Annotated in this window: 14 protein-coding genes; 1 reads left to right on the top strand and 13 read right to left on the bottom strand. The window is 45.6% G+C overall.

Going from position 1 to position 17,552, the window contains the following annotated elements:
* Nucleotides 1-15: 15 nt before the first annotated feature.
* Nucleotides 16-1,749, bottom strand: a complete 1,734-nt coding sequence (gene pnpS / locus KNP98_RS02120) for a two-component system histidine kinase PnpS (protein WP_088837602.1) — start codon at nt 1,747-1,749, stop codon at nt 16-18.
* On the bottom strand, nt 1,746-2,453 hold the full coding sequence (locus tag KNP98_RS02115) for a response regulator transcription factor (RefSeq protein WP_029331139.1): 708 nt from the start codon (nt 2,451-2,453) through the stop codon (nt 1,746-1,748). The genes pnpS and KNP98_RS02115 overlap by 4 nt, the downstream gene beginning before the upstream one ends.
* Before the next feature lie 223 nt (nt 2,454-2,676).
* Between KNP98_RS02115 and KNP98_RS02110 the strand changes: the two genes are divergently transcribed.
* Nucleotides 2,677-3,102, top strand: a complete 426-nt coding sequence (locus KNP98_RS02110; RefSeq protein ID WP_088837603.1) for a divergent PAP2 family protein — start codon at nt 2,677-2,679, stop codon at nt 3,100-3,102.
* Between the two features lie 243 nt (nt 3,103-3,345).
* On the opposite strand, the gene KNP98_RS02105 is transcribed toward KNP98_RS02110, so the two are convergent.
* From KNP98_RS02105 to dnaE, 11 genes are all read right to left on the bottom strand, one after another.
* The gene (locus KNP98_RS02105) at nt 3,346-4,485 is read right to left on the bottom strand and encodes a zinc-dependent alcohol dehydrogenase (protein WP_214766562.1); all 1,140 of its coding nucleotides are present in this window, start codon (nt 4,483-4,485) and stop codon (nt 3,346-3,348) included.
* Nucleotides 4,486-4,803: 318 nt separating this feature from the next.
* Nucleotides 4,804-5,736 carry a malate dehydrogenase gene (mdh, locus tag KNP98_RS02100; RefSeq protein ID WP_214810618.1) on the bottom strand — a complete coding sequence of 311 codons (933 nt, stop codon included), beginning with the start codon at nt 5,734-5,736 and terminating at the stop codon, nt 4,804-4,806.
* Nucleotides 5,737-5,762: 26 nt separating this feature from the next.
* Entirely contained in the window at nt 5,763-7,037 is a 1,275-nt protein-coding gene (icd, locus tag KNP98_RS02095) for an NADP-dependent isocitrate dehydrogenase (RefSeq protein WP_214810617.1), read from the bottom strand.
* A 66-nt stretch (nt 7,038-7,103) separates the two neighbouring features.
* Complete coding sequence (citZ, locus tag KNP98_RS02090) at nt 7,104-8,216, bottom strand: citrate synthase (RefSeq protein ID WP_214768725.1); 1,113 nt, start codon at nt 8,214-8,216, stop codon at nt 7,104-7,106.
* A gap of 214 nt (nt 8,217-8,430) precedes the next feature.
* Entirely contained in the window at nt 8,431-8,901 is a 471-nt protein-coding gene (locus KNP98_RS02085) for a DUF441 domain-containing protein (RefSeq protein WP_214766568.1), read from the bottom strand.
* A 57-nt stretch (nt 8,902-8,958) separates the two neighbouring features.
* On the bottom strand, nt 8,959-10,707 hold the full coding sequence (gene pyk, locus KNP98_RS02080; protein ID WP_088837607.1) for a pyruvate kinase: 1,749 nt from the start codon (nt 10,705-10,707) through the stop codon (nt 8,959-8,961).
* Between the two features lie 85 nt (nt 10,708-10,792).
* On the bottom strand, nt 10,793-11,761 hold the full coding sequence (gene pfkA / locus KNP98_RS02075) for a 6-phosphofructokinase (RefSeq protein WP_088837608.1): 969 nt from the start codon (nt 11,759-11,761) through the stop codon (nt 10,793-10,795).
* A 147-nt stretch (nt 11,762-11,908) separates the two neighbouring features.
* Complete coding sequence (gene accA / locus KNP98_RS02070; protein WP_029331147.1) at nt 11,909-12,844, bottom strand: acetyl-CoA carboxylase carboxyl transferase subunit alpha; 936 nt, start codon at nt 12,842-12,844, stop codon at nt 11,909-11,911.
* A complete protein-coding gene (accD, locus tag KNP98_RS02065; protein WP_088837609.1) occupies nt 12,831-13,691 on the bottom strand; it encodes an acetyl-CoA carboxylase, carboxyltransferase subunit beta in 861 nt (286 codons plus the stop codon). The genes accA and accD overlap by 14 nt, the downstream gene beginning before the upstream one ends.
* A 21-nt stretch (nt 13,692-13,712) precedes the next feature.
* Nucleotides 13,713-14,231, bottom strand: coding sequence for a FadR/GntR family transcriptional regulator (locus KNP98_RS02060; RefSeq protein ID WP_214810616.1), 519 nt, complete (start codon nt 14,229-14,231; stop codon nt 13,713-13,715).
* 101 nt (nt 14,232-14,332) lie between these two features.
* Nucleotides 14,333-17,503: a DNA polymerase III subunit alpha gene (gene dnaE / locus KNP98_RS02055; protein ID WP_214810615.1), complete on the bottom strand. Its 3,171-nt coding sequence runs from the start codon at nt 17,501-17,503 to the stop codon at nt 14,333-14,335.
* Between the last annotated feature and the right edge of the window lie 49 nt (nt 17,504-17,552).

The raw sequence follows: 17,552 nt of genomic DNA, 5'->3' as shown, positions 1-17,552 counted from the left end.
AACTCACGGTGAAGTTCAGCCTTTTTTCGGTAAACGTATCGTAAAGGTCGTTCCTTGTTGCTCCTCCGACTCGACATCAATCGTTCCATGATGCAAATCGATGATGTGTTTAACGATGGCAAGACCTAACCCTGTCCCACCTGAATTACGACTTCTCGCTTTGTCAATCCGATAGAAACGTTCGAAAATCCGTTGCGTTTCTTTCGGATGTATTCCGATCCCGTCATCCTTGATTTGGAGCGTGACCATCTCTTCCCCGTCTTCTAAGCTGACCCAGACATTCCCACCATTCGGCGTATAATTCAAAGCATTGGCAACTAGGTTGACGACGACTTGTTTCAACCGATTCAAGTCTGCCCGGATGAAGACTTCCTCTTCCGTCTCGATATGGATCGTCATCTCTTTTTCTTGCGCCTTATGATGCAGCAACGCCTCTGTCTCGTTAATCAGACTCGTCACATCGACAATCGTCGTCTCAAGTTGATAGTTATCTTGTTCAAGACGCGATAACTCCAACAAGTCCTCTACTAATGTCTGCATCCGCTCAGACTCATCGTGAATGATATTCAAAAATTGTTCGCGGATTTCCGGTACGTCTTGCGCACCATCAAGCAAGGTTTCCGCAAATCCTTTAATCGATGTTAATGGTGTCTTTAACTCGTGGCTAACATTTGCGACGAAGTCTTTCCGCATCTGCTCCAGCTTCTTGATTTCCGTGATGTCATTGAAAACGACGGTCGTACCTTGGACACGGCCATTCTTACCGAAGATTGGTGCCGCACTGACCATGAACGTCCGACTATTGATTCCAAAGCGGACACTCGATTGTTTCCGGTTCGGTTTTTCCGTCAAGTAAACATCTTCAATGACTTGACTCATTTTCTCATTTGGCAACACACGATAATACAGTTGACCATTTGATTTACCATGAATGTTGAACATTTCCCGATACGTCCGATTGACGAGGAGAACGTAGCCTTTTTCATCAATCAACATCAGACCGGCACCCATGTATTCAATCAACGACTCAAGTCGCGCGCGTTGCATCGCTTCACCGGACGAAGCATTTTCTAAGTTGCGTGCGAGTAAATTGATCGACTTCCCTAAGTCCCTTGATTCATCTGGTGAATTTAACTCATAGACACGGGATTTATAGTTTCCGTGCGATAGTTCACGCAAAACTTCCGTCGCTTCCGCTACAGGACGTAAGAACCGTTTCGTCGAGCTGTAGACGGTAAAGAAAATCATAAACAAGGAGACGATGAGCGAAAGAACGATCACCGTCCAAATGCGTGAGTAGATGACATCTAAGTCTTTCGTATAACGAATCAAGCTGAGGTACACTTCATTTCCACTAGCTGTCTGGACAGGTTTCGTAAACTGGAGACTCGTATCATCGGTCTTCGATTCGAACGTACCATCCACCGGAATCGCTGAGAAATTGATTGCCCGCACATTTAATTTCGTAACATCAACGGGTGTCCCAGCAATGATTTCTCCCCGTGAGTTAAATAAAATCATATCGAAATGCGATTCTGCGTACAATTGGTCGACATACGCAGCCATCTCTTCTAACGATCGACCTTGTAAAATCGTTTCAACGAGTGATGTTTCATCCATCAACTTTTCTTTTTCGTTATTCACATAAAACTCTTTAAACGATTGTCCTAACAAAAAACCAAGCGCAATCAGCACAAGACTGATGAAGGACAACATTTTTAGTATGAATCGTTTTCGGTATTTGCTCATTCCACTTTCGGCTCCTCCATCTTATATCCGAGCCCACGGATTGTTTTAATATAGATCGGTTTTTTCGTATTCGGTTCAATCTTTTCACGTACGTGACTGATATGCACATCGACAATTCGCGTATCTCCGACAAAATCATAGTTCCAAATCGCAGATAGGAGTTGATCACGTGTCAAAACCCGACCTTTATTTTTAGCGAGGTAAACGAGCAACTCGAACTCTTTTGGTGTGAGCTCTAGGCGTTCCTCTGCTTTGAACGCTTCATAGTTATCCGGAACGATTTTGACGTCCCCGATTAAGATCGTTCCATCCGTCGTTTCTTCCGTCGCGACTTGCTGATTCATTCGGCGAAGAATCGCCTTGACACGGGCTACGACTTCGCGCGGACTAAACGGTTTCGTCAAATAATCGTCTGCTCCGAGCTCAAGTCCCAGCACTTTATCAAATTCGTCATCTTTTGCCGTCAACATCAAGATTGGCGTGTTGATTTTTTGTTGGCGAAGTCGTTTACAGACTTCAAGTCCATCCAGTTCCGGTAGCATTAAATCGAGTACAATCAATGCGGCATCTTGCTTTTCCGCTAATTTTAAACCGGACATGCCATCGTGGGCAGTCTCTACAATAAAGCCAGCTTGTTCTAGATTGAATTTCAAAAGTGTAGCGATCGAGAGTTCGTCATCAACAACAATTATTTTATCTTTCAAAACAGTCGGCCTCCTCGGCAAATCTCATCTTCGAATGCGGAATTCATTGGAATCCACTTCTTCTGTCTTCATCTTAACGACTTTTCCTACTGAATCACAAATCTTTCTTACCTTTCTTTACACAATCTTTAAGGTCAAGCTACGTCGAAAGTCAGATTTCCGTGTAAAAGCCCATCAATTCGGGAAACAATACTGTATCGTCAATGAATCTGGAGGAATAGACATGGAATGGAACAGCCCTTTACTCGCTGCATTTACCGCATGGTTTATCGCACAAGCCGCAAAACTCGTCACAGGTGTCATCAAGAATAAAACTTTTGATCTTGAAATCATGTTCGCGTCAGGCGGCATGCCAAGTTCACATAGTTCGACCGTCGTCGCCCTCGCCGTCGTCATCGGCTTCCAAGAAGGCTTCGGTTCGTCGCTGTTCGCTCTCGCGACCATCTTTGCAGTCATCATCATGTATGACGCGACAGGCGTCAGGCAGGCTGTTGGGTTACAGGCAAAACTACTGAATGACTACTTCAAGGGAATCCGTCATGACACGCCACTATTAAACGAATTAGTCGGACACACGGAATTCCAAGTATTCGTCGGCATGTTGCTTGGTTTAGCAGTCGGTTTCCTATGGCCCGTCCTTTTCTTTTAATTCAAAGTACAGGAATGTTGGAGAATTCTTCAAAAATTGAATACCAAACTCAACATTAAAATACAAACTGAGCACTCCTTCTTTCTGAAGGAGTGCTCAGTTTGTAGATAAAACGGAAAGACAATCTTCCATAGAAAATTCTCCATCTTCGTAACAAATTTTCTATAACCTAAATAGCTGACTAAAAGCGAGGATATCTCTCACAAAAAAATGATTGTTGGAAATGCCCATCAAAATGGGTACTTATGGTTTTAGTATCACCTTAATGCAACCGTCTTCGTGATTATTAAAGGTTTTATAAGCTTGTGCGGCGTCTTCTATACCAACCTTGTGTGTAATAATATCAGTCGGGTCGAACTCCCGATTAATAATTTTTTGAAATAACCCCGGCATCAAATGGACAACCGGTGCCTGTCCCATCTTCAACGTAATATTTCGCGTGAAAAAATCGCCAAGCGGGAACTGATTGTATTTTTCTGCATACACACCTGTTAATTGAACGGTTCCGAACTTACGAACTGCATCTTTTGCAATATTGATGGCACTCAACGTTCCGCCCTGCAATCCAATTTTTTGTTCAACCTTTTCAAGCGAAGACATTTTTCCATCCAGTCCAACACAATCAATGACAACATCTGCTCCACCTTGCGTCAACTCTTTTATATACTGTCCAGTTTCTTGATGATCTTGTAGATTTACAGTCTCGACATGGTTTGTCATCTTCGCATGATTTAAGCGATACACTTGTTGATCAACAGCGATCACTCGCTTCGCACCCTGCAACCACGCAAATTTTTGAGTCATTAATCCGACCGGACCGGATCCGAGAATTACGACGGTATCACCTTTTTTCACTCCACTATTCACAACACTCCAATATGCAGTTGGAATAACATCGGATAAAAAGAGTAGAGCCTCATCTTCTAACTCACATGATTCAGGAATAACGAGTGGCATGAAGTTTCCGTAAGGCACTTTTAAATATTCCGCCTGACCACCGGGATGGTCACCAAACGTTTCCGTAAATCCAAAGTATCCACCTGTATCAACGTGAGGATTCCCATTCGAATTATCACATTGACTTTCCATATCATGCTCGCAAAAGAAACAATGACCACAAGCAACGTTAAATGGTAAAACGACTCTGTCTCCTCGTTTTACCTTTGTTACTTCAGGACCTACTTCTTCAACAATTCCCATTGGCTCATGACCGATGACATAGTCTTTTTTTGCCGGCATCGTTCCTTGGTAAATGTGTAAATCCGAACCGCATATTGCTGTCGATGTAATTTTAACAATAATGTCATCATTCTTTTCAATCGATGGATCTGCTACATTTTTTACTTCAATATTCTTTGCCCCTTGATAGGTTACAGCCCGCATGTTGTTTCCTCCCTTTACTGAGAAATAATATGCAATGAACGTACCTTCCATTTATACCCTACTTAAAAAATATTAATACACATTCCTTGTATTCGTTTGATATGTTCCTTAAAATTTCTAATGCCTGATTGTACATCTACTCAATATATGCGAACGATTTATAAAGTCTGAAATTATTCTGATTGAGGAACGATATGACATCCTCCGTTCAAAATTTTACGTTCCTACTAAGGCAGCTACATTCCTTTTAACGCAAACACCACGCCTTCCCGAAACAGTCAAGACTGTCTAGAAAGGCGTGGTGTTGTAATTTCACATTCATAAAATCGTCAGGACAGATCGAACGGTCTCCGCCGAACGGTCAAGCGATTGTTGTTCGTCTTCTGTCAATTCAAGCTCGATAATCTGTTCAAGACCATTCCCACCGATGATCGTCGGAACCCCAAAGTATAGATCGTGATAGCCATACTCTCCTTCAAGATACGCGATGGCTGGTAAAATCCGTCGCTGATCTTTTAGGATTGCCTCTACCATCTCAACGATGGCTGCTGCTGGCGCATAGTAGGCAGAACCGTTACCAAGTAACTGGACGATTTCTCCGCCCCCTTTACGTGTCCGTTCAACGATTGCCGCGAGGCGGTCGGCAGAAATGAGTTTCTCGACCGGAATACCACCGGCTTGTGAATAGCGAAGTAACGGTACCATGTCGTCTCCGTGTCCGCCGAGGACAAATCCTGAGACGTCCTTGACGGAAACATTCAACTCCATGGCGATGAACGTCCGGAACCGTGCCGTATCGAGCACACCCGATTGACCGATGACCCGCTCTTTCGGAAATCCTGACTCCTGAAAGACTGTATACGTCATCGCATCAACCGGATTCGTCAACACGATAATGATCGATTCCGGTGCATGGCGAACGATTTCTTTTGTCACCGATTTCATGACAGTTGCATTCGTGCTGACTAAGTCTTCCCGACTCATTCCCGGTTTCCGCGCGATACCTGCCGTAATGACGACGATATCTGAGTCACTGATGTCCTTGTAGTCAGACGTTCCTTGAATCCATGAATCAAATCCTTGAATCGGAGCCGTTTCCTGTAAATCAAGTGCTTTGCCTTTTGTCGGATCTTCCAGTTGCGGCATATCGACGAGTACGATATCTCCAAGCTCTTTTTGAGCAAGATAAAGTGCCGTCGTCGCTCCCGTAAATCCACTACCGATGATTGAAATTTTCTTCCGCTTGTTCATCTTCCCATACCCCCTCTAATCCGAGATTACATGTTTTTGATGAGTTCATCCGCGAATTCAGAACATTTCACTTCTGTCGCGCCATCCATGAGACGTGCGAAGTCATATGTGACCACTTTTTCTTCGATTGATGTTTCCATCGACTTGATGATTAAATCAGCCGCTTCGTTCCAGCCAAGGTGACGGAACATCATTTCTCCTGAAAGAATGACTGACGATGGGTTTACTTTGTCAAGACCAGCATACTTCGGTGCAGTACCGTGCGTTGCTTCGAAGATTGCATGTCCTGTGATGTAGTTGATGTTTGCTCCAGGAGCAATTCCGATTCCACCGACTTGTGCTGCAAGTGCATCTGAAATGTAGTCTCCGTTTAAGTTCATTGTCGCAACGACATCAAACTCTTTTGGACGCGTGAGAATTTGTTGTAAGAAGATATCTGCAATTGAATCTTTGACGATTAATTTGCCAGCAGCTTCAGCTTCAGATTGTGCTTTGTTTGCTGCGTCAACACCTTCTTCTTCTTTGATGCGGTCATACTGGTTCCATGTGAAGACATGCTCTGCGTATTCACGCTCAGCAAGCTCGTATCCCCAGTTTTTGAAAGCACCTTCTGTGAACTTCATGATGTTTCCTTTATGAACGAGCGTCAATGAAGCACGTTTGTTTTCGAGTGCATATTCGATTGCAGCACGGACGAGGCGTTCTGTACCTTCTTTTGAAATCGGTTTAATTCCGAGACCCGATGTTTCTGGGAAGCGAATTTTGTTGACACCCATTTCTGTTTGGAGGAAGTTAAGTAATTTTTGTGCACCTTCGCTACCTTCTGCATATTCGATTCCTGCGTAGATGTCTTCTGTGTTTTCACGGAAGATGACCATATCAGTATCTTCAGGACGTTTAACAGGTGACGGAACACCAGTGAAATAACGTACCGGACGGAGACATGTGTACAAGTCGAGTTCTTGACGAAGGGCAACGTTCAGTGAACGAATTCCACCACCGACTGGTGTCGTGAGTGGTCCTTTGATTGCGATGATGTGCTCACGGATTAGGTCAAGCGTTTCTTCCGGAAGCCAGCTACCTGTTTTATTGAATGCTTTTTCGCCTGCATAGACTTCTTTCCATTCAATTTTCTTTTCGCCGTTGTATGCTTTTTCGACTGCAGCGTCAAATACGCGAACTGCGGCATTCCAGATATCAGGTCCAGTGCCATCACCGATGATGAAAGGAATGATTGGAGCGTTAGGTACGTGCAATGTTCCGTTTGTTACCGTGATGTTTTCGCCTTGAATTGTAGCCATGTGTAAAATCCCCCTTGAATAATAGTTAACGTCAAAAAGCAGGAGAGGATTGCTCCTCTCCGTCGCTTAACGTTCGTTCATAGACACGTATGTCCGGTGCGTTTCACCAATATAATCTGCGCGTGGGCGAATGAGGCGATTGTCACTATATTGCTCTAAAATGTGCGCTAACCAACCTGACATCCGACTAACAGCAAAGATTGGTGTAAACAATTCTGTTTCAAGACCAAGTGCATGGTACGTAGAAGCAGAATAGAAATCAACATTTGGTTTCAATCCTTTTTCCGACTGGACGATTTCGTCAACCTTAACTGACATCTCATACCATTTCGGCTCCCCGATTTGAGCAGTCAATTGACGGCTCATCTCTTGAAGGTGCTTCGCGCGTGGATCACCATCTTTATAAACACGGTGACCGAAGCCCATGATTTTTTCCTTGTTCTTAAGTTTATTATGAACATACTCGTCAACCTTTTCAACCGAATCAATTTCAGTCAACATTTTCATGACCGCTTCGTTCGCTCCACCATGAAGTGGACCTTTAAGTGCACCCATTGCTGCCGTCACACCTGAATAGACATCAGAAAGTGTCGCGACACAAACACGTGCTGTGAACGTCGAGGCGTTCAACTCATGGTCGGCGTGAAGCACAAGCGCTTGGTTGAATGCTTTTTCAGCAACTTCCGTCGGCTCTTCACCTGTCAACATATACAGGAAGTTCGCAGCGTACGAAAGACCGGATTTTGGTGCAATCGGATCGTACCCCTTCTTGATACGCGCGTACGCCGTTACGAGCGTCGCGATTTGTGCTTGGAGTTTGATGGCTTTAGCGTAGTTCGCCTCTGTCGACATATCTTCAGCAGACTCATCATACAATGCAAGCTGTGATAAAGCAGTTCGGATGGCTGCCATCGCATTCGCTGTTTTCGGAGCTACTTTTAACGTCTCAAGTACAGCCGGTGCAACTTCTGCTTCAGTAATTAAAGCTTCTGAAAGTTGCTTTAACTCATCTTCTTTTGGCAAACGATCGTTCCAAAGTAAGAAGACGACTTCTTCAAATGAGGCGTGCTCCGCCAAATCATCAATTGTATAACCACCATACGTCAACTGACCATCGATAATCGAACTAATCTTCGATGCTGTCGCGACGATTCCTTCTAACCCTTTTGTTTGAGTCATGTAAAAATCCCCCTTTTTTTCCCCCAGAAATTTAAAACGCTTTCATTTCCGTATTGAAAAAAAGACGTCTACTCAAGAAATCCCCTTGCTGAATCGCTTGTTCTTGAATAGACCATCTTGTTTCTGTCCTTAGTATAAACAAAATTAACCAAAAAGTGAACGAACTTGCATACTATTATCAAAAAATTAATTCGTTTGCGTTCATTTAAGTCACTTAGCCACTAAATGCTTTTGATATAACATCCCACATTCCAATGACGAGTGCAGCGATTCCTGCTCCTATCAATGGACCTACGGGAATACCTCTGAATAAACCGACCGCAAGAATTGTTCCGGCAAGCAGTGCCGTTGTGACGAGTGGATCTTCCTTCATCAAACCGACCCCGTGGGCAGCAACGATTGCGACGAATATTCCCGCTAAAAATGAAATGATTCCGATATGACCCCGGATGCTGTTTAACAATTCCTTAAACCCGATGTCCCCTGCCGCAATCGGCACGAGAATAGCAGCCGTGATCAATGTCACGCCCCAGGTGATTCCCTTCGCCTGCAACGATGGGAAGAGGCGACTATCTAATCCAATCGCTTTGACGATTAACAAGAAGGCAGCTGCGATGATGAGTGACTTATTTTGCGCAATGACTCCGATTAAAACGAGACCAATTAAAAAGAGATAGGCTTCCATGACGACCCCCATGTTTCGAAAAAACGGACATGGCTTTCGCCATATCCGTTTCATTGATTATGCGTTGTACAATTTCCCTGTCAATGGATCGATTGAAATCATTTGACCATCTGTAAAGATTGTCAAAGCATTTTCAACACCGACGATGACTGGTTTGCCGAGTGAAGGACCTACGATCCCAGCATGGCTTGTCAATCCGCCATCTACTGTGATCATTGCAGCTGCTAACTCGATTGCAGGCATCATGTCACGATCGGTTGAGTTCGTAACAAGAATCATACCTTTTTTTGCTTTCGCGTTTGCTTCTTCAGCTGTGTGCGCGATGACGACTTCGCCAACGACACCACGTTCGCCGATTCCGCGACCGTTCGCGATTTCTTTACCAACGATATGAATTTTCAACATGTTCGTTGTACCGGCAGTCAGAGCAGGGATCCCAGCAGAGATGACGACGAGGTCACCGTCTGTGACGAATCCAGCATCTTTTGCTGTATCGGCAGCAAGTGTCAACATATCATCCGTGTTGTCCGAGAGATGATCAACGACGATTGGGTACACACCCCAGACGATATTCAACTGACGCGCAACACGCGCGCTTGGTGTGACCGCAACGATGTTCGCCTCTGGACGGTATTTTGAAATCCGTGATGCCGTGTAGCCTGATTGTGTCGGCGTCAAGATTGCTTTTGCGTCCAAGTTGATTGATGTATGCGTAACCGCTTGAGCGATTGCATCCGTCACCGTGTGCTCACTACGCGTTTGACGATCTTTCAATAATTTTTTGTAGTCAAGCATTTTTTCTGTCCGCTTCGCAATCGTATGCATCATTTGAACAGACTCGATCGGGTAATCCCCTGCTGCTGTTTCGCCTGAAAGCATGATTGCATCCGTTCCATCAAGAATCGCATTCGCGACGTCTGATGCTTCGGCACGTGTCGGACGTGGGAAACGTTGCATCGAATCAAGCATCTGTGTTGCTGTGATGACTGGTTTACCATAGTGATTACAAATTTTGATGAGGTCTTTTTGAGCTGGTGTTACTTCTTCAGTCGGAATCTCGATTCCAAGATCACCACGTGCAACCATCAAACCGTCTGAAATCGCGATGATTTCTTCGATGTTGTCGAAACCTTCTTGATTTTCGATTTTCGGGAAGATTTTGATGTGGCTCGCGTTGTGTTTTTCAAGTAATTGACGAATCGCCACAACGTCAGACGCACGACGGACGAATGAAGCAGCGATTAAATCGATGTCACTCTTGATTCCGAACTCGATGTCTGCGATATCTTTATCTGTCAAAGCAGGTAGGTTAACTTTTACGTTCGGTAAGTTAACACCTTTTTTCGTTTTGATGATACCTTCGTTTTCGATGTCACAAAGAAGTTCACGGTTCGCAAGTTTCTCCGCAACACGAAGTCCGATTAATCCATCGTCTAACATGATCATCGAACCGACTTCGACATCATCATACAAACCGTCATATGTCACAGAGAATTTATCTGCTGTACCGACGATTTCATTTGCATCACCGCTGACGACGATGACTTGTTTGCCACGGACGAGAAGCGCTTTTCCTTCTTCAAACGTATGCGTCCGGATTTCAGGACCTTTTGTATCTAAAAGGATTGTTACTAATTTGTTTGCTTCTTCAGCTGCGCGACGGATATCCGTGATTCGTGCGCCGTGTTCTTCATAGTCACCGTGTGAGAAGTTCAAACGAGCGACGTTCATTCCTGCTTCAATCATTTCTGGAAGACGTTTTTCTGACGCCGGTCCAATCGTACATACAATTTTAGTTCTGCGCATATTCCATAAACCTCCTACAATGTTTGGCCGTTTGTCAACAGTGCCAATAAACCTAACCAAAATGACCTCAAGTATTAAAGATATATTAGATTGAGAGTTGTTTCGACAATTCTAAGATATCAAGATCGAGTACATGTTTGTTTTCATCTAATGCTTCGTCAATATCAAGATCCATCATTTTACCACCCCGAACGCCAACAACACGTCCCTGTTTACCTTCAAGTAAAATGTCGATTGCGTAAGCGCCCATCCGGCTCGCAAGTACGCGGTCAGCAGCTGTTGGCGCTCCTCCACGTTGAACATGACCTAACACGGTAACGCGTGTATCAAGCCCTGTTTCTTTCGCGATTTGATCCCCAACATCTTGCGCCCGACCTGCACCTTCAGCGACGATGACGATCGAGTGTTTTTTACCACGATTGACACCACTTTGAATACGATCGAGGACTTCTTTTAAATCTTCTGGACGCTCTGGAACAAGAATCGACTCCGCCCCACCTGCTAATCCAGCATAGAGTGCGATATCTCCAGCATCACGACCCATTACTTCGATGACATATGTCCGTTCATGCGAAGATGCCGTATCCCGGATTTTATCGATTGCTTCGAGCGCTGTATTGAGCGCTGTATCAAATCCAATCGTATAATCCGTTCCTGGAATATCATTATCAATCGTTCCCGGAAGACCGATTGTCGGGAAACCAAGTCCCGTCAGTTTTTGAGCACCACGGTACGACCCGTCGCCACCTACGACGACAAGTGCGTCAATTTCGAACTTCTTCAAGTTGACGACTGCTTTCGCACGTCCTTCTTCTGTGCGGAACTCAGGACAGCGAGCTGAACGAAGGAATGTTCCTCCACGCTGAATAATGTCCCCAACTGACCCAAGGTTCAATTGGACGAGATCTCCATTGATTAAACCTTGATATCCATTGTAGACACCAAATACTTCTAGGCCATGAAAAATTGCTTTACGTGTAACAGCACGCACCGCAGCATTCATCCCGGGTGCATCTCCACCACTTGTTAAGACAGCAATCCGTTTTAAACTCACGTTAATCACCTCTCTATTAATCTGAATCTAAAATAGCACGTTGTTTTCTTGTTTTACAACAGGGCAGATTGCATAAACTTGAACAGACAGTTTGTTCAGCCTATCACGAAATAAGGAATCCCAACCATGATAGCGATTACATGCCCCTTATGTGCCAATCCGGTGATATTTTTCTGTGCGCTTCTCAATCAGCTGTTCTGATGTTAACTGTGTAAGATATGCAAGCTTCTGTTCTAGTACAACTTTTAATTTGTCCGCCTGTAATGAAACATCTAAGTGTGCTCCACCAATGACTTCAGGAATGATTGCATCCGCAATCCCTAGACGCAATAAATCGGGTGCAGTAATTCGCATTGATTCCGCCGCTTGTTCTGCAAGACTTGCATCTTTCCAAAGCAAAGCAGCTGCACCTTCAGGTGATATGACAGAGTACGTTGAGTTTTCGAGCATCAACAGTTCATCACATACACCGATACCAAGCGCTCCACCAGAACCGCCTTCGCCAATGACGATCGAGATGATCGGCACTTCCATGCCAGCCATTTCAAAGAGATTTTTCGCGATCGCCTCGCTTTGGCCGCGCTCTTCCGCTGCACGACCCGGGTAAGCCCCTTTCGTATCGATGAACGTAATGATTGGACGGTTGAACTTCACGGCTTGTTGCATGAGTCGGAGTGCTTTTCGATATCCTTCCGGATGAGGCATTCCAAAGTTTCGGCGGATGTTTTCCTTCGTATCCTTACCACGCTGATGGCCGATGATTGTTACAGGCCGACCGTTCAGCATCGCGATTCCACCAACGATTGCAGCATCATCATATCCATGCCGGTCGCCATGAAGTTCGATGAAGTCGTCACAAATCCGCTCGACATAATCAAGCGTCGTCGGTCTTTCAGGATGACGTGCCAACTGCACACGGTTCCACGCTTTCATATTCCCATAAATATCGAGTTCTAATCGACGTAATCGTTCTTCGAGCAAATTCAGCTCTTCTTTAAAATCGAGACCTTGCGTTTCCGCCATGTCGTGAAGTTCTAATATTTTCTCGCGTAACGCGATGACTGGTTGATCAAATGGTTGCATGATTTGTTCCCTCCGCGTGCATCATCAGAATTCGTTTATAGTAGGTCTTCAAATCGTGTCGTGATACGACATCATCGAGTTGACCCGCTTGTAGTAGAAATTCCGACGTCTGAAAATCTTCCGGCAATTTTTCTCGAATCGTTTGTTCGATGATCCGTCGTCCTGCAAATCCAATCAACGCACCCGGCTCTGCAATGTTGTAGTCTCCAAGCATCGCAAAACTAGCTGAGACACCACCTGTCGTCGGATGAGTCATGCATGAGATGTAGAGGAGTCCGGCATCCGAATGTTGCTTCAGGAATAAACTCGACTTCGCCATCTGCATTAAACTGACCATGCCTTCTTGCATCCGTGCCCCACCTGAAGCAGAGAAAATCGTTACAGGCAATCGGTGTTTCGTTGCATACCGGACTGCTTCTGCAATCGCTGCTCCAACTGCCGCCCCCATCGAACCCATCCGAAAGCGTGCATCCATCACACACGCAACGAGTGGATAACCATCCACCGTCCCGACACCACAGACGATGGCTTCTTCAAGACCTGTCCGCACTTGATCCCCCTTCAATTTTTCTGGATAATCTTGAAATTGAAGCGGGTCTGCTTTTACGTTCGGAAGATCAAAATATGTGATGCTACCGTCATCAAATAGTTGCGAAAACCGTTCCTGCGCCGTCAAAGGATGGTGATATCCACATGTACAGACACGCAAGTTGGCTTCAAGTTGTTTCGTATATTGGATTAATTTACATTTTGGACATTTCGTCATCAGTCCGACTGGGACGTCGACCCGTTGCTCTTTCGTCGTCAACGTCACGAACTTTTTAGGTTTTCGAAAAAATGCTTGCACGTTAGTTCCCCCTTGTAGTTCCTAAGAGCGTTTCAGGAGTGCTTCCCGTTCCGCTCGCGTATAGAGTTCCCCTTGACCAAAACTTTGATAAAATGCATTCACTTGTCTCCAAATCCGCTCGAACAAATCATTTTTCACCGTATTGATCAACGTTTCTCGAAACGCAGTATCTGAATCGAGATGTTCTTCCAGAAACGTATGATCGTCCAACTGGGCAATAGCAGATTGTTCAAGTAAGCGAAGTGTTCCTGCTAAATCTTCAAATTTCGAGTCGCCGGTCACTAAAAATTGGGCAATGATTTGAATATAGGTATGGTCGTCACGATTTAAAAGAAAGCTTCCTCCACCATGTCTCGTCTCGATGATTCCGAGATAAGCAAGCGTTCGCAATGCTTCCCTGACGGACGGTCGGCTGATTGCTAGTCGCTCAGCCAACTCACGTTCAGATGGGATCCGATCTCCCGGAACTAATCCATCCTGCTCAATCATCAATTTAATTGCCGCGATGTTCATTTCAAAAGCGTTTCGCTTTTTCTCCATTTTTACGGCACCACCTTTCTGACGTACCCGTCATTACATAAAATTAGGTGGCATTGGTCAGACCAATTACCCCTTATTATAACAAATCTTATTACCTACTACTAGTTTGATCGGGGGACATTTTTTAAGATGATGTTCGTTTCACCAAATTGAATCCGTAATTGCGCGAACAGCTCTTCTTCATGACGAATCGCATATAAACCCGGCAACGTCTTTGTTTCGTTCGTGTCAGCATAGCGGACGACGACCGGAATGTCACCCGGTGCGATTTCAAGTACACGTTCAAGAGGAGCCAGCTCATTTTTAGAAGGTAACTTGATGAACAAGACATCTTGACCAAGCGGACGTAACCGCTCTAACACGAACTGCCGTTCACCTGCCCGGTCTTGCACCTTCACTTCGATCAACAACACGTTTCCGACATACAACGATCGTTTATACATGTCGTACTGTTTCGGGAAAATGACGACCTCTTCGTTCGAATACCCATCAACGGCTTGCATGACGCCCATTGATTGTGCACGCTTCGTCTTAAATTCCCGCAGCTGCTCGATATAACACACAAGATAGACGGATTCTTCCATCTCGCTTGAAACATCATGAAAGTGCGTCGTCTCGACTTGGGGTGTCATCGCTGTCATCAAAGGTGAGTAGGTTAACCAGAATCCAAGTGCTTCACGTTCGAGCCGCGCCCAGTCCGTCGCAGTACGTGTGACGGCTTTTGTCGTTGCCCGCTTACCGAGGCTTGCTAATTCGTCCGGTAACAACGTATTCGAAGCCATCGTAAAGTAATCAAGGACTTCTTGTTCCGCTAATCCCCGGTCGCCATGTGTCGCACGGTCGAATGCTCCACCATAGAGTAACAATTCGATTTTAGCGCGTTCTTTTTTTCCCCAGCCGACGGTCGTCAGTAACGTCGAAATTGTCTGCGATGATTTCGCTGCTTCTTTCAAAGCTTTGAAATCGCGTTCCGATATTCCACGTAACACTTGAATCCCGAGTCGGATGCCTTTTCCTTCCAGAGTCGAACGATAGTCTGAAATCCAAATATCAGGTGGTAAAGCTGGCAAACGCTTGTCCCGCATCGCCCGGACAAGTCGTTCCGGTTGATCGATCGACACAAGGGAAAAAACTTGTGGATAGTGAGCTTTCATATAACCTAACGCATAACTAATCTTCGTATAGGCGACTGCGTGACTCCGGTTAAAGCCATAGCCCGCGAAACGTTCGATTTGATCATACAGTGTCTCAGCAGTCGTTTGCGCAAGACCATTCTGAACGGCACCTTCTAAAAAACGCACTTTCTCTGATTCGACCGACGCACTATTTTTTTTCGATATCGCCCGACGTAATAAATCTGCTTGCGCCAGTGTAAATCCGGCGACCCGACGCGTGATTTCCATGATTTGCTCTTGATAGACGATGACACCGTATGTCGTCTCTAGTACTTCCGCTAAAATCGGATGAACCGTTTGATAAGGTTGTCCCGCCTTTCGTTTCGCATATAGATCGATGAATTTCATCGGCCCCGGCCGAAAGAGTGACATCGTCGCGACTAAATCTTCAAAACGGGTCGGTTTGACTTCACGTAACGTCTGCTTCATCCCGTTCGATTCAAACTGGAAGATATAATCCGTATCCCCTCGTGCAAATAAACGCAGGGTTGCCGAATCTTCTTCCGGAAGCTCTTCCATCGAAAAATCGGGACGTTCCCGCCGAATCAACTGTTCCATTTGTCGAAGACGCGTCAAATTCCTGAGTCCTAGTAAATCGATTTTCAAGAGACCTTGTTGTTCGAGTGCTTTCATCAAATATTGGGTGACGAACCGGTCGCTCGATCCTGTATCGAGCGGCGTCGTCTCAATCAAGTCTTCCGAGCCGATGACGACACCGGCTGCATGAATCGACCGCTGTCTTGGCAATCCTTCGATTTCTTGGGCGAGGTGTAACAATTGGCGCCGCTTCTCACTTCCGGAGAACCAGCGGTAGATGGTTTGCTTTTGTTCGATTCCTTGTAAGGTCGTTTCTTTAGCGATTTGCTTCGCCGCAGCATCCGTCTCATCTTTTGAAAACTCGAGGACACGGGCGACATCTCGAAGTGATGCTTTTGCACCAAGGGTCGACAACGTCCCGATTTGACCGACGTGACTTCGACCATATCGGTCAACGAGATAATCCAGTAGCTCCTCGCGGCGTTCGTCCTCAATATCGATATCGATATCCGGCATCGTGATGCGTTCCGGATTTAAGAAACGTTCGAACAGCAACCCATATTTCAACGGATCAACCGTCGTAATGCCTAATGTATAACTGACGAGCGACCCGGCAGCCGACCCACGCCCGGGACCGACACGAATGCCGACCGCTTTCGCATGCCGTACTAAATCCTCGACGATTAAAAAGTAGTCAGCAAATCCAGTTGTTTCGATGACGTCGAGCTCGTAACGGAGTCTCGCCTCCGCAGTCTCATCAACTAGACCGTGTGCCAGTAATCCGTCGCGTGCAAGCTGACGTAGTTTCCCCATTGAGTCATCCGCGACACGTGGCAACGGTCTCGACTGTTTCGGTAATGTAAGTGTTTCTTGCGTCTGCGCCCACTGTTTCAAGAGACGTTGTTCGTGCTCGGTAAAATGTTCGCGTAATTCTTCATCCGACTTGAGATGTGCTTGTCGATTCACTTTTTGTTCTTGAAACGGTGTCCCTTCGTCAATCGCTCGGAGTGCCTGGTAGGCATCTGCGTCGTCACGACGCAAGTAGCGGACAGGATCGATCGGGATGGTTTCCAGTCCTAACTCTTGGGCAACTACCCGGTAACGCTCCCTGCTGTCCCGTTCGACAGTCGAGCGCGCCATTTTCACACCTAAATAGACCGTCGCATTTTTGGCATACCCCATCCAATTCACGACTTGACGCCGAAGTCGCGTTTCATCTTCTGTCGCTTGACGTTTCGGCTCAAGGATTGCGATTAATTCGCTGCACTCCTCTGTTTCCTGTCCACTGGCTAATCGGTATAACATCTGTAATCCCCGACCTGTTTTGGCGTACCATAAAATATTGAATTCATCGATTTCCTTCATGTCTTGTTCATAACCGACGACCGGAAACAAATCCCGTTTTTGACATTCAGAAACGAACGCCGGAACCCCCGTTAGTGTCGTCTCGCAAATCGCCGCAGTTGAGGCTCCCCTTCGCTTCAACTCGTCGAGATACGGTGATAGACGAATCATACTCTGCAATGGGCTGTAGGCCGTTCGTACGTTCAATTGCATCATATTTCCTCCCTCCTTTTCTACTTCTTTCATCCATTATAAGTTTTTGCAT

This window comes from Exiguobacterium sp. s127 (genome assembly GCF_018618695.1).
Classification (GTDB): domain Bacteria; phylum Bacillota; class Bacilli; order Exiguobacteriales; family Exiguobacteriaceae; genus Exiguobacterium_A; species Exiguobacterium_A oxidotolerans.
The sequence above is the reverse complement of the archived record's forward strand: the minus strand, read 5'-3'. Positions and strand labels throughout refer to the sequence as shown.